This is a genomic window from Thermodesulfobacteriota bacterium, from assembly GCA_034189135.1.
Classification (GTDB): domain Bacteria; phylum Desulfobacterota; class Desulfobacteria; order Desulfobacterales; family JAUWMJ01; genus JAUWMJ01.
This window is the reverse complement of record JAXHVO010000045.1, coordinates 16,036-29,796: the sequence shown is the minus strand read 5'-3', so window position 1 is coordinate 29,796 and position 13,761 is coordinate 16,036. Positions and strand designations below refer to the sequence as shown.

The window sequence follows — 13,761 nt, the reverse complement described above, 5'->3', positions numbered from 1 at the left end:
TGCGTTTTAGGGTTAAACCTCCATCATCCTGCAATCACCCCGTAAAGCATTCCCGCAATAGTGGATAAAATGATGATAATGGAGCAAAAAACCGCCGTCTTTTTGATACCCATGACACTGCCGATCACCAACATGTTGGGAAGGGACAGAGCCGGGCCGGCAAGCAAAAGTGCCAGGGCGGGCCCCTGGCCCATGCCTGCACCGAGAAGTCCTTGCAGGATGGGGACCTCGGTAAGAGTGGCAAAATACATCAAAGCCCCGGCCACCGAAGCAAATAAATTTGCCCAAAGGGAATTTCCTCCTAACAGTGTTTGAATAAAGTATTCGGGAATCAGTGCGGGATGACCCGGACGGCCCAACATAAAACCGGCGACAAGAACTCCGCCTCCGAGAAGAGGAAAGATCTGTTTCATAAAACCCCAGGTCGCCTCCACCCATGTTTTGCATTCCTCCCGGGTAAACCAGAATTTTAGTATCAATCCCAGCAGAATCAACAAAGCGATGGTGATATACCATTTGGCTGCAAAGATTGCCGGCCACAGGCCTGTGGATCCTTCGGTAGGCCGGGCAAAGGCCGCAAAAATCAGGATCAGGACCATCACAAGAACATATAATGTGTCCTGCAATAAAGTCCGCCCGCTGCCTTCCTCGTCCGGCAGGTAAATTTGCCCCTTTGTTCTGGCTGTATCGTCCTTACGAAAAATCAAGGCCATGAGCAAACCGGTGATGACGGCAAAAACCACTGCACCAATGGCACGTGCCAGACCGAGCTGCCACCCCAGTATTTTGGCCGTAAGGGTAATTGCCAGTACATTAATGGCCGGACCGGAATAAAGAAAGGCGGTGGCCGGTCCAATACCCGCCCCACGGGAATAGATACCGGCAAACAGCGGCAAAACCGTACACGAACAAACCGCCAGAACGGTTCCTGAAACCGAGGCAACGGAATAAGACAGAATTTTTTTTGCCTGAGAGCCAAAATATTTAAGCACCGAAGCCTGGGAAACGAATACCGATATGGCGCCTGCAATAAAAAATGCCGGAATCAGGCAGGTCAACACATGCTCGCGTGCATATTCCTGAAGCATCATAAAGGCTTCAATTCCGGATTGGCGAATGATGGGGTGTCCCCAGGGTATATAATAACTGGCGAGAAAAATTAAAATAATCCATGTTAATTTTGTACGTTCTTTCATTTGATATGCCTTTTAATGATATAATAATCAGATTTATATATCTTTATATAAGTATACAGTTATATAGTGGATAGAAATTTTTACTGCCTGCACAGCTCTTCTCGGTTTAAAAAATGTATCTTCTCTACTAATTTGGCAATTTCAGGATCATTCTCCAACCAGTGCTTGAGATTTCCCAGCAGACTTGCTACATAGGGGCTGTTTACTCCATCACTCAGATGGTAATTGACCCACAATCCGTCTTTACGATAATCGACTAGGCCTGCTTCTTCTAAAATTTTCAGATGTTTGGATGCGTTAGGCTGGGATATTTCCAGTGCAGCCTGCAGCTCACAGACACACATGGTTTTATGCTGAAGCATCTTTACCATTTTAACCCGATTCGGATCGGAAAGCGCCTTCATGACCTTGATAAACGACTTCATTGACAACCCTCTAGATGAATTTTGTGCAACATGTTAATTTTCAAAAGTCTCTATATTCTTTTTTGGTAATATATTAATTTTGTTTAACGTGTCAAGTATCTTTGATCATTTTTTTAAAACCAGAAAGACACTTTTCAAAAAACATTTTAAGCTTTAAATAGAGCCGAGAATTGACTGAGCGTTAAACATAAAAGCCAACTACTGAAACCCGATAAATTCAGGAGACACGATATGTCTGATTTAATAAATGAAAACACAAACCCGAAGTCTCCCTTTCCGGCCTTTATATTTAACCGCCTTGAATTTTCCGGATCCCTTGGAGATCTTGGAACTTTGCTGCCCATTGCCATTGGCATGATTGTTTTAAACGGCCTGAATGTGACCAATGTGATGGTAACCGTCGGTCTGTTTTATGTCATTGCCGGTATCTATTTTAAAGTGCCGGTTCCGGTCCAACCCATGAAAGTCATCGGGGCCTATGCCATTGCCGTGGGCCTTACTCCGGCTCAAATCATATCCGCCAGCCTCTGGATGGGAATATGCGTGCTTTTCATGGGGACAACAGGACTGATTCATATCATAGGCAAGTACACTCCTAAAAGCACCATTCGAGGTGTGCAGTTGGGTGTGGGAATTATACTGATGACCAAGGGCCTTGGGTTTATGATACAGCCTGATCCAAATCTTGCCGTCCAGTTCTTAGGGCCGGTCAGTACGGGGATTATTCTTGGCATTATCGGCACGGCGATTACTCTTCTTTTTTTAGAAAACCGAAAGATTCCGGCAGCCGTTATTGTGATATCCGCAGGAATTTTGCTGGGTCTATTAATCGGTAAACCGGTTGAGTTCAGTAAGCTAAAAATTGGCTTTTACGTACCCATGCCATTTCCCTACGGCATGCCGGCCTGGACCGACCTTATGTGGGTAATCCCGGCTCTGGTCCTGCCGCAGCTTCCCATGACCATTGGAAACGCTATTTTGTCCAATACAGATCTCATGCATGAGTATTTCGGACAGAGGGCTCACCGGGCGACCTACCGTTCCATAGCCAACAGCCAGGGCATTGCCGACGTTATAAGTTTTATCTGGGGTGGAATTCCCATGTGCCACGGTGCTGGTGGTCTGGCAGCCAATTATAGATTCGGCGCCCGTACGGCCGGCGCCAATATAATGATCGGAAGTATTTTTGTCTTGCTGGGAATTCTATTGGGAAACAACGCCATCGTTATACTCAATCTTCTTCCCATGTCCATACTGGGTGTTCTGCTGGTTTTTGCAGGTGCTCAACTGGCCCTTATGATACGGGACCTGTCGGAAAAAAAGGATCTCTTTGTGGCCCTTGTCATGCTGGGGATCACCCTGACTGTAAATTTGGTCGCAGCTTTTATCGCCGGCATTTTTATTGCCCATGTAGTAAAGAGCGAGAAAATTAATGTGTAAAATTGCTCAATGAAGGCCTTTGAGTGGTGAATCATCACCTATAGTGATGCTTAAAAATATGTTCCGGTTTAAATGAGGAAACTTCTCTGAGTGTTTTAGTCCATCTCAGGCGGTTTAATAAAAAACTTTCAGCTATGAGCCATGATCTAACAGCTATTCCGTTCTTTCGGGATTGGTTTCAATTTTTTGTTTTTTTTTCTCTTTACCCGCTTCAATGATTTGTTTCAATTCATCATGCTTAACAGGATCAAATGTGCCCAGCACCTTAGCATGTGTTTTCCACCAGTAGAGGCATTTTTCGGCATCGGTGTAATTTTCGTCCACCATGCATTTTTCAATGCATTTCAGGTTGCTGCTGACTGATTTTTCATATATCTGTTTTTTAAATTCATCATACTTATCCTGATCGAACGTTCCTGCATCTTTTGCATTACTGCGCCATATATTAAGGGCAACGCGTGCGCTGTAGAATCCGTCTCTTTCAATCACCACCTTTAGCCGCCACAGGCTGATATTGGCTGTTCTTCGTAGTAATTTTTGTCGGGCTTTATCGTTTTCAACCTGCCCGGTTTCCCCAAATGCTTTTACCGGCAATAAAAACACCACTGCCAAAAGAAATATTGCACTTATATGGGTCATTTTTGTAACAGCATCCATCGTTACCTGCAAATTTTTCACCTTTAAAAACCGTATAAATTCAAGTCAAGAGTTGAATGATTTTTCTTGAGGTATATTCTCCCACGTCGGCCAGTGCGTCCAAAGGCAAAAATTGATGAGCGTTATTGGAAAAAAGGCAGGTCGCCGAAGCGGAAAATTCATCGTCCGCACGATAGAATATATAGCATAGAGTTATTTTGGGTAAAGGACACAGTAAAAATGAAAAATCACCCCCTGATATCTCAGAAGCATCTTTGCCCTGCATACGTTCCATAATACGATTTTGTGCCTCTTCAATGCTGTGCACATAAGGAACAAGTATTTTTTCTGTGTATGAAGCAAAAGCACCCACATAAGGCATACTTCCTGGAAAATCTTTAAATGCCTTAAGTGGTTGCAATACAGACGTCTCCGGGCAGGCATTAAGCATATATAGGGAAATCAAAACCCCCAGTACCCCGGTTTCTTCCCTGCCACCAAGATGGATACCCTCCGGCTGAATCCGGCACTCTTCGCCAAAAGCTTCAAAAAAGAAGGAATCCCCCTTTTGGTTTGCCGGCAATATCAAACCCAGGTCTTGGGGTAAATTTGTATAAATCCTGTCAAGATTGTCATGAATAATTTTTTCATAATTGCTGGTCATAGCCCTATGAAATATAGTACAGCCAGGCTTATGTCAAGCATGACGGCTTACCGGACTGGAATGTAATGCAGATGGATAATGAAATAAATGGTGACGGAAAAAAAACAGGCCACCACAGGTGTTAGCAGCCATGCCAAAAGGATGTGGCGCAGTGTCTGACGGCTGACCGTATTGACTCCTTTGACAAGGCCGATGCCAAGGACTGCGCCGATGACAGCCTGGGAAGTAGAAACCGGCACACCCACCAGTGTATAGAAATGTACCGTAAAGGCCAAAGAAAGCACCACAATCAAGGCGGAAAAGGGGTCGAGTTGGACAAGTTTTTTCCCCACTGTTTCCATAACCGGTTTACTGTAAGTCAAGATACCCAAAGCGATACTGGCACCACCGATGAACGCGGCATAAAATACGCTGATCAATCCGGCACCGACAAACACAGCCGTCACATTGGCAACATTATTTGCCCCTAAGGAAAAAGCACCGTATGAGCCGGCGACAATCATTAGGATTCGAATCATGGCATCGGATTGAAAAAGATTTGGGTTCAATCTGTTATAAATCATTCCGAGTCCATTATAAAGGAATACAGCGATTATTGCAGCACCTATAGGTGTTCCGACCCAGCAGACAACCACTTTAGCTAGCCCTGTCATATTGAGCTGATTATTGAGGATTCCTATTCCAAGAATTGATCCCACCACCGCCTGTGATGTGGAAACAGGAAGACCCAGGAGAGTCATAATGGTCACGGTAATCGCTGCTGCAATTGATGCAACCACAGCCTGCTCAAGATGAAAACTGGTCAAGCCCTTAAGGGTTTCGATGCCCGCCTGGCCGGAAAGAATTGCACCTATTATGACAAAGGCGGAAGCCAGCAGAGCAGCAGTCCGGAATTTGACCATCTTTGAGGATACAGCGGTTCCGAACACATTGGAAGCGTCGTTGGCCCCCAAGGACCAACCCAAAAAAACACCTCCCAAAAGGGAGAACATTATACCCGCCTCTTCATGCTGATAATATTGATCCGTCTAGACACCCGGTCAGCCTCATCGGATATATTCCCCATTTCTACAATAAGATCTTTGATCTGGATCTTTTGCAGGGAATCCATGTCGGACTCGAAAATTTTGGTTATAATCCGCCTTTCGATATGATCGCAGTGGCTTTCGTTAATGTCGATTGTATTTAGCAACGCCCTGATGCCCTCTGTTTTCTTAAAAAGAGCTGTGGCCTGCCTGGCCAGAAGGTCGCAACATTCCAGGCTTATCCTGACGAGATCTTGAATATCGTCGATAAGATATTCCGGGACGGTGAGCCGCTGTGTTTGAATCATGTAAAGAATCCGTTCAAAAAGATCAGGGATCTCATCCATTGCGCCGAGAAGTCCCAAAATATCGCCGCGGGAATCGGGTATCAATGCCTTGCCGTACATCAGGTTGTTGATATCATCATTAATATCGTCGGCTTTTGATTCAAACTTGTGTGTCTGCTTGATAAAAAAATCGAAGTCTTCGCAAAGAGATCCGTTAAGAAGGCAGGCCTGCAGACCTTTTAAAAAGCTATCCTGACACAGTTTTACTGCATCCATGTATTCAAAAATCAATTTTTGGGGATACGTTGTTCTTTTTTAAAAAGGAATTTAAACATGTTGGATCCGTTTCTATTTAGCTTTTTCCAAAGGTCAGTCGGCTTAGTTCTTTATCTCAGCCTCCTGTTTTATATAATTACATCTACCTTGAATAAGGGTGCAAGTCAAAAAAAAAGAAATACAATAAAAAAATCCCGCGGCACACGGTGCACGCGGGATTTTACCAATAGAGACATTTTGCCACTACTTTTTGTCTTCTTTTACCTCTTCAAAATCAGCATCTACCACATCGTCATCCGGAGTGGAACCGGCTGACTGGTCAGTGTTTGCCTGACCGGCATCGGGCTGGGGCCCGGCTTCCTGTGATGCCTGCTTATACATGGCTTCAGCCAGCTTGTGAGATGCCTGGGTCAACTCTTCGCTCAGCCGTTTGATTTCTGCAGTATCTTCTCCCTCCATGGCCTTCTTCAAAGGCTCGATTGCGTTTTCCACCTTGGTTTTTGTCTCGCTGTCAACCTTGTCACCAAGATCCTTAACTGACTTTTCAGTGGAATAAATCAGGGCATCTGCCGTATTACGGGCATCTACGAGTTCCCTTTTCTTTTTGTCATCTTCTGCATGAAGCTCTGCATCCTTGACCAATTTGTCTATTTCTTCCTCCGATAATCCCGAAGAAGCGGTAATCTGGATAGACTGCTCTTTTCCGGTTGCCTGGTCCTTGGCAGATACATTTACGATACCATTGGCATCAATATCAAAGGTAACTTCGATCTGCGGCACGCCCCTTGGGGCAGGGGGTATACCGACAAGCTCAAAACGACCAAGCGTTTTATTCCCCGCAGCCATTTCCCGTTCTCCCTGCAACACATGGATGGATACTGCGGGCTGGCTGTCTGCTGCGGTTGAAAAAATCTGGCTTTTTTTGGTCGGTATGGTTGTATTTTTCTCAATCAGCCTGGTCATTACGCCGCCCAAGGTTTCAATGCCAAGTGAAAGGGGTGTTACATCTAAAAGAAGCACATCTTTCACGTCCCCCTTCAACACACCTCCCTGAATGGCAGCACCAAGGGCAACCACTTCATCCGGATTCACCCCTTTGTGAGGTTCTTTGCCAAAAATCTTCTTTACCCGTTCCTGAACCGCAGGCATTCGTGTCATGCCACCCACCAGGATGACTTCGTTAATATCATTGGGTCCAAGGCCGGCATCCTTGAGGGCTGTTAAACAGGGTTTTTCGAGATTGCCCAAAAGGTCATCAATAAGGGATTCAAGTTTGGCCCGTGTAATTTTAATATTCAGGTGCTTGGGTCCGCTGGCGTCGGCGGTAATAAACGGCAGGTTCACATCCGTTTCCATGGAAGTGGACAGTTCCATTTTTGCCTTCTCAGCAGCTTCTTTTAACCTCTGCAGTGCCATCTTGTCATTTCTGATATCGATTCCCTGGTCCTTTTTAAACTCGTCTGCCAGATAATCAATGAGGCGAAGGTCAAAATCTTCACCACCCAGATGGGTATCTCCATTGGTTGCCTTGACCTCAAAAACACCTTCACCGATTTCAAGGATGGAGATATCAAAAGTGCCGCCCCCAAGATCGAATACAGCGATCTTTTCTTCCTTTTTTTTGTCCAGGCCATATGCCAGTGATGCAGCGGTCGGTTCGTTTATAATCCTTAGAACATTGAGGCCCGCAACCTTTCCTGCATCCTTGGTCGCCTGGCGCTGGCTGTCATTAAAATAGGCCGGTACCGTAATAACGGCGTCGGTAACCTTTTCTCCCAGATACTCCTCGGCCGTTTTTTTAATGTTGGCCAGGATAAAAGATGATATTTCAGCAGGGCTGTTTTTTTTATCTCTCAAATTAATACGAATATCACCATTGCTTGCCTGTTCAAGCTTGTAAGGGAGTATCTTAATATCGCTCTGAACCTCAGGCGAAGCATATTTTCGGCCGATAAGCCTTTTTACCCCAAATACTGTGTTTTCCGGGTTGGTAATGGCCTGTCGCTTTGCAACTTGCCCCACCAGTCGCTCACCGCTTTCAGATACGGCAACGATAGAAGGTGTGGTTCGACCACCTTCCGGGTTTGTGATAATTTTAGCTTCACTCCCCTCCATAATCGCCACACATGAATTGGTGGTGCCGAGATCTATTCCTATTATTTTGCTCATCTGATTTCCTCCTCGCTTTTATGTATATCTTTTTTCTCTTTAACATTCTCTGTTTTTGACGTTGGCGCGGCAACCACAACCATGGAGGGTCGAAGCAATCTGTCGTGAATCATATACCCTTTCTGCAATTCGTTGATGACTGTATTTTCCGCATAATCATCCGTCTCTTCCTGCATCATGGCCTGATGAAAATTCGGGTCAAAAGGCTGCCCGATAGACTCAATGGGCTTTACATTAAATTTCTCAAAGACTTTCAGTATCTCCTGAAGTGTCAAGTCTACTCCGTCAGCCATGCATTTATCAACGCTGCTGTTTCCGTTGGTGGAATTTAAAGCCCTCTCAAGATTATCGACCACTGCAAGCATCTCCTTTATCAGGGACTGATTGGCATACTTTCTAAAATCGTCCATTTCGCGGGTCGAACGCTTTTTGTAATTTTCAAATTCAGCGGAAACCCTCAAAAAACGATCATAGGCCTCTTTTCCCTCCTGCTTTGCAGCTTCAAGTTCTGCCTGGATTTTTTTTAGCTGATCCCCGGCAGTCTCCGTTTTTTCTTTCCCTGAATGGTTTTTTTCCAAAACTTCGTCTCCGTCACCATTCTTTTCAGGTTCTGTTTTGATTTTTATCTTTTTTTTTGCGGTCATAAACCGATATACTCTCCTGATATTTTAAACAATTTTTATATTGATAAAGCCGAGCCAATGTTGATAAAAAATAATACTGTATGAGACAATGTCAAGGTAGCAATTGAGGAGGGCAACACTGAAGGATTGGTTGTGCACCCTCCTTCGAGTTTTGCTATGAAAAATACAAACCATCAATATAACCGGGACACATCCACGACACAGACCGCATCACTTATCGCTGCTTCCTTCCGGACCTGACGAGGTTCATGACCGTCTGTTGCGTGGAGGCCGGTTAAATGGATTGCAAAATTACATTATAAAACCCTAAAAAGGGAATTCAGCCCCGCATAAAGCGGATTTCGGGAAAAGGGCACCGCTAACTCCCCGCCTAGCACAACCATTTGTTCAACATAAACAATATTTTCTATTTTTCAAGGAAAAAAGAAATATTATACCCGTCATATTCAAAATTATACTAAAGTTTTTCCTTAAAATGCTGATATTATATTTGTGCACACCTTTAAACCTGATGGCGTCGTAGCAAGACGAAATTAACACAGATTACACTGAGTTTACCGAAATAACCAGCCAATCAAAGATTCTCTGAGCCCTCTGGAAGTTCGGTGGTGAAAAACGATTTACCCTGATTTATTGAGAAGCTAGGCATAAAGCCCTTAACTTACTGGTAACAAGGATTAAAATGGTGGCAGATTATATTGAGGCAAAAAAATCCCGTTTGAAACATTACCAAAAAATTCCTCTTTATTATCAAACAAAAGATGGAAATTTCGTATTGTACAAACCACCGAGAAAAACAATACAAGAAGTGCGGCTTGAAAACGAGCGGGTGCCTGCCAAACTGTATATAAAGCAGGAAGATAAGATCAAGGGTATTCAGGAAATCCAAAAGGTGTTCAACAGGCAGTTAAGCGATAATATTCGTTCCAATAATTCGCAAAAAGTTAAGGACACCCTTGTAAATATAGTTCAGGAAACGCTGGCAGAACCGAGAAGCGGAAGTCTTGAAGGTGTTTCAGAAACAGTAAATATTCTGATAAACGAATATACTAAAGATAGTGATGTAATAAATAACTTATTGATTGTATCCAAACAGGATTATTCAACCGTGATACATTCAATTAATGTGATGGCCATTGTTCTGGGCTACGCTAATTTTATTAACTGTTCTCTTTATGAAAAAAAAATATTGGGGCTAAGCGCACTTCTGCATGACGTGGGAAAAACAAAAATAGATACCAATCTGCTGACAGCGCCAAGGAAATTAACCGATGAGGAATTTAACGAAATTAAACAACATACCATCAGAGGGTATAATATTTTAACTAAATGCAATTTCAGTTTTAAAGAGATTGCCACCACCGCCCTGCAGCATCATGAAAAACTGGATGGAAGCGGTTATCCTTATGGAATAACCAGTATCGATAAAACGGCGCAAATCGTAGGGTTTATTGATTGCTATGAAGCATTGACAAATGATGACCGACCTTACAGAAACGCAATGAGTCCGTTTAAAACCCTGAAGCTGATTAAACAGGATGTTGAAGCAGACAAGTTCAGTAGGGATCTTTTTGAAACATTTGCTTACAGTCTTTTATAGTGTTATTTTTTTAATATTTCTTTCCAGTCGTCTATACAAATTCCCGGGGTTTCAATTTTCTGATTGCCGTAAAAATCGGTGAGCACTTCATGTACCTCTGATGCCTGTTTTCCCTCAAGCATCGACTCCAGTCGGCTGATCGCATCTTCAGGATAGCAAAAAAAGTCACCGGAAATCGATATCCCGACGAATCTGTCGCAGTCAACCTCAAAATCTGCGCGCATAAGTCCGCCGGGTGCCTTGTTGACTCTATGATAGATCGTAACATCTGAGCTTATCTTGACAGATCGTCCTTTCCTATGTCTCCCTTTGCGATAAAGCCAGTCGTCATCCAGCATGCGAAGAGCCAGTTCATTCGCCCTGGCTTCCAGTTCGTCATCCTTTTCGCCGGGATTGAGCCTGCCGAGCACTTTTTCGAATTCATCAACCATAAGACTGTTTAAGGTTTCATCATTCCATTTGTCTGCCGAAGTATCACCAAGCTCGCGGCGTATAGTGCTTAAATTTTCTTCAATGGTCTTTTGAACTTTATCACGAAATTTTTCATCCGGCACCCTTAGAACTCTGGCCATCATTTTATAATTGAAATCGACTATGAGATTCCCGACCAAGACAATACAATCACCGATTTCCCCGACTCCGGTACCCGATATCTTTCTTGATTCAACTATTATATCATTGACCGGTTTATATTCTGCGGGTATTCCGATTTTGCGATAAACATCAATGACAGGCTTGAGGAATTTGCGATAGAAAGCTTCTTTGCTTGCCGGAACCAGCGGGTTGCCTTTCCTGACAACCAGTTGGAAGAAAAGCTGATTGCCGTCAAGATAAACACCGCCGCCTCCGACCTCCCTCCGGAAAACCGGAATATGATTTATTCGGCAAAAAGCAAGATCCACCTCATGATCTACGTCCTGGTGATAGCCGACACAAACATAAGGAGATGCCGGTGAAACAAGAACAAGCGATTCACGTCCCATATAAGCAAGGGCGTGATAGATAAGCTGCGACTGTTTCCATGGTACCTTGCCGAGATTATAAAGCTTCACGTTTGTTTCCTTTTCAGTTTATAACTCCTGTATTTCGGATAACTGGTAATCGAAACTGCTCTCCCCTGCCAATATTTTGTGTACTTCGCATAAACGCGCAACACGGAAAAGAATTGTCCTCTCCCTTCGGGTCAACCCGGAGCCAAGGTCAATTAAAATAGTAAATGCTGTAGTCCTATTTTTATCTTCCTCGACTTTACAGGCAATATTGACATCAATTTTATCGACTATGATTTTTTTATTTTCTGCGACCGCAGCAATAGTCAGGGTTATTCAACTTCCAAGCGCTCCAACAACTAATTCAACTGGACAGGTGTGAGATCTGTTGTGTTCATCCCTTCGGGCAATAGTAAATGACCTGTTGCCGACTTGCACCTCGACACGTCTTTCAACAAGGCGTGTGTGTGAAGAATAATTTAGCATTATTATCCCCCTGAACCGCATAGCCGTCAGGTTAAGAGAAAAATGGACTATTATCGTTAACAATTATCAATTTTCAATTCACAATTGACAATTATCTGTCTATAAAAATGTATTTGTTAAAATCAAATTTTGAATTGTGAATAGTTAACTGTGAATTGTCAATTAAAAAACAAGCTAAATCTGACTGATTTTAGCATTCAATTTCTTAACCTGACGGTTATGCTCCAAACCGGCCAAGCCGGAACATATATTTTTCAGCGAGCCCTAAAACACTAAAGCACGTTTAACAAGTTCTGTGATATCCATAACCTCGAGAGGAATCTTATTTCGTCTAACATAGGTATTCATCGTTCTAACACATTGCTGGCATGAAGTTATAACTGCTTCAGCTCCGGTCATCATAACATCATCTATTTTTCGTTTTGCTATTTCTGCTGAAAGCTTTGTATCTATCATTTCCAGGTTGCCGCCGCCACCGCAACACCTGCAATTTTCACGGTTGTCGGAAAGCTCTACCAGATTTACTCCAGGAATATAATGAATAATCTTTCTCGGTGTTTCGAAGACCCGTGCACCCCGACCCAGGTCGCAGGGATCGTGGTATGTTACTGTCATTGGAAGCTCTTTAAGCTGAAGTTGTTTGTTCTTTATCAATTCGATTAAAAATTCAGTAACATGGAAAATCTCAAACTCATCAGTGTAATATTCCCGCCACATCTGGTAGCAGGAGGGGCAGGCAAAAATAATCTTTTTGGCTCCTTTTTTACGAACTGCTTTAATGTTGTGTTCAATGAACTCTCCGGCCTTATCCCTGAGACCTGCACCTAACAGAGGAAAACCGCAGCACCATTCTTCCGCCCCCAGCAGTGTGAAATCAACCCCTGAAATTTCAAGTGTCTCAGCAAGGGCCGTTGGAATCTTTTGAACCATGGGGAAAAAAGAGGAAACGCAGCCTGTAAAATAGACAACCTCTGCGCTATCCTTTATAAAACCATGATCCGGGACATCGCGCATGTCATCCACCCAGTCAGCCCGTTCCTCATTATCCTCGTCAAAAACGTTTCGGCTCTTGGCCAAATTGTTTTTGATCATATCGATTTTTTTGGGGTAAGCACTGGATTGTACCATGTCCTGGCGCATGGAAAGCCACAAGTCCTTAAGCGGGATACCGACAGGACATACTTCCTGACAGCTTCCACACAAAGTACAGCGAAAAACTGTCTCGCTAAAATTCTCAAGCCTGGCAGGTGAGAGATCTTTTATCCCGAAAAGCCTGCGTATAATCCCGGCTCTTTCCCGCAGGATTTTTTTAATTCCGCTGAGACGATAGACTCCGGTCAGACGTCCATCAAGGACAGCCGAGGCTGCAGGGCACACATCAGCACACAAACGACAGTTGGTACATGCCTCAAGTCCTATAAGTTCTTTGATGCTGTAGTCTTTGTTGGCCATGTTATTCCTGCTTGTATTTCTCTATATCTGCAAGAAGCCATTTTTCCACTGCAGCTGATCCGTGTATCAGGCTATCTACTTCCCCCATATCGTTGGGCAGTATCTTATACATCCATCCCTTTCCGTAACAGTCCTGGTTAATAAGTTCCGGGTCTGTTTCAAGCTCCTCGTTAGAACCGACAATTTCACCATTGACCGGGGCATAAACTTTTCCAACCCATTTGCCTGACTCCACCTTGGCAAATTTTTTACCGAGCTTCAAAGCCTTTCCTTCAAAAGGAAGCTGAACATAGACAATATCCCCTGCCATCTGCCGGGCAAAATCGTCCATACCCATTACCAAGAGATCCCCTTCAGTCTTGACCCAGTAATGATTTTCCTCGTAGTGTAAGTCATCAGGCATGTTGTAACCTTTGATTTCCATGTGTTTTACTCCTTATTTTAGTTCATCCTTTTGTAAAACAGCTCCAAA

The 13,761-nt window shown here is 43.7% G+C and carries 13 protein-coding genes and 1 other RNA gene; 2 read left to right on the top strand and 12 right to left on the bottom strand.

Going from position 1 to position 13,761, the window contains the following annotated elements; all coding sequences use genetic code 11:
• Positions 1-23 precede the first annotated feature (23 nt).
• Positions 24-1,196 (bottom strand): permease, encoded by a 1,173-nt coding sequence (locus tag SWH54_06355; protein ID MDY6790874.1) that lies wholly within the window; start codon positions 1,194-1,196, stop codon positions 24-26.
• 80 nt (positions 1,197-1,276) lie between these two features.
• On the bottom strand, positions 1,277-1,621 hold the full coding sequence (locus tag SWH54_06350; GenBank protein ID MDY6790873.1) for a metalloregulator ArsR/SmtB family transcription factor: 345 nt from the start codon (positions 1,619-1,621) through the stop codon (positions 1,277-1,279).
• A gap of 231 nt (positions 1,622-1,852) precedes the next feature.
• Here SWH54_06350 and SWH54_06345 point away from each other — a divergent pair, with 231 nt between their 5' ends.
• The gene (locus SWH54_06345) at positions 1,853-3,061 is read left to right on the top strand and encodes a putative sulfate/molybdate transporter (GenBank protein MDY6790872.1); all 1,209 of its coding nucleotides are present in this window, start codon (positions 1,853-1,855) and stop codon (positions 3,059-3,061) included.
• Positions 3,062-3,214: 153 nt separating this feature from the next.
• On the opposite strand, the gene SWH54_06340 is transcribed toward SWH54_06345, so the two are convergent.
• The 7 genes from SWH54_06340 to ffs form a co-directional block, all read right to left on the bottom strand.
• On the bottom strand, positions 3,215-3,718 hold the full coding sequence (locus SWH54_06340; GenBank protein ID MDY6790871.1) for a hypothetical protein: 504 nt from the start codon (positions 3,716-3,718) through the stop codon (positions 3,215-3,217).
• Positions 3,719-3,758: 40 nt separating this feature from the next.
• A complete protein-coding gene (locus SWH54_06335; protein MDY6790870.1) occupies positions 3,759-4,361 on the bottom strand; it encodes a DUF3786 domain-containing protein in 603 nt (200 codons plus the stop codon).
• Between the two features lie 47 nt (positions 4,362-4,408).
• The gene (locus SWH54_06330) at positions 4,409-5,326 is read right to left on the bottom strand and encodes an anion permease (protein MDY6790869.1); all 918 of its coding nucleotides are present in this window, start codon (positions 5,324-5,326) and stop codon (positions 4,409-4,411) included.
• Positions 5,327-5,352: 26 nt separating this feature from the next.
• Positions 5,353-5,949 carry a DUF47 family protein gene (locus SWH54_06325; protein ID MDY6790868.1) on the bottom strand — a complete coding sequence of 199 codons (597 nt, stop codon included), beginning with the start codon at positions 5,947-5,949 and terminating at the stop codon, positions 5,353-5,355.
• A 243-nt stretch (positions 5,950-6,192) separates the two neighbouring features.
• Positions 6,193-8,118 carry a molecular chaperone DnaK gene (dnaK, locus tag SWH54_06320; GenBank protein ID MDY6790867.1) on the bottom strand — a complete coding sequence of 642 codons (1,926 nt, stop codon included), beginning with the start codon at positions 8,116-8,118 and terminating at the stop codon, positions 6,193-6,195.
• The gene (gene grpE / locus SWH54_06315) at positions 8,115-8,762 is read right to left on the bottom strand and encodes a nucleotide exchange factor GrpE (GenBank protein ID MDY6790866.1); all 648 of its coding nucleotides are present in this window, start codon (positions 8,760-8,762) and stop codon (positions 8,115-8,117) included. Before grpE ends, dnaK begins: the two co-directional genes overlap by 4 nt.
• Positions 8,763-8,892: 130 nt before the next feature.
• Positions 8,893-9,141, bottom strand: an RNA gene (ffs, locus tag SWH54_06310) — signal recognition particle sRNA large type.
• A 396-nt stretch (positions 9,142-9,537) separates the two neighbouring features.
• On the opposite strand from ffs, the gene SWH54_06305 reads away from it, so the two are divergent.
• Entirely contained in the window at positions 9,538-10,362 is an 825-nt protein-coding gene (locus SWH54_06305) for an HD domain-containing protein (protein ID MDY6790865.1), read from the top strand.
• A 2-nt stretch (positions 10,363-10,364) separates the two neighbouring features.
• Here SWH54_06305 and SWH54_06300 read toward each other — a convergent pair whose 3' ends face one another.
• The 3 genes from SWH54_06300 to SWH54_06290 all read right to left on the bottom strand — a co-directional run bounded on the left by SWH54_06300 (position 10,365) and on the right by SWH54_06290 (position 13,713).
• A complete protein-coding gene (locus SWH54_06300) occupies positions 10,365-11,414 on the bottom strand; it encodes a lipoate protein ligase C-terminal domain-containing protein (GenBank protein ID MDY6790864.1) in 1,050 nt (349 codons plus the stop codon).
• Between the two features lie 687 nt (positions 11,415-12,101).
• The gene (locus SWH54_06295; protein MDY6790863.1) at positions 12,102-13,289 is read right to left on the bottom strand and encodes a (Fe-S)-binding protein; all 1,188 of its coding nucleotides are present in this window, start codon (positions 13,287-13,289) and stop codon (positions 12,102-12,104) included.
• 1 nt (position 13,290) lies between these two features.
• A complete protein-coding gene (locus tag SWH54_06290; GenBank protein ID MDY6790862.1) occupies positions 13,291-13,713 on the bottom strand; it encodes a glycine cleavage system H protein in 423 nt (140 codons plus the stop codon).
• Positions 13,714-13,761: the final 48 nt, after the last annotated feature.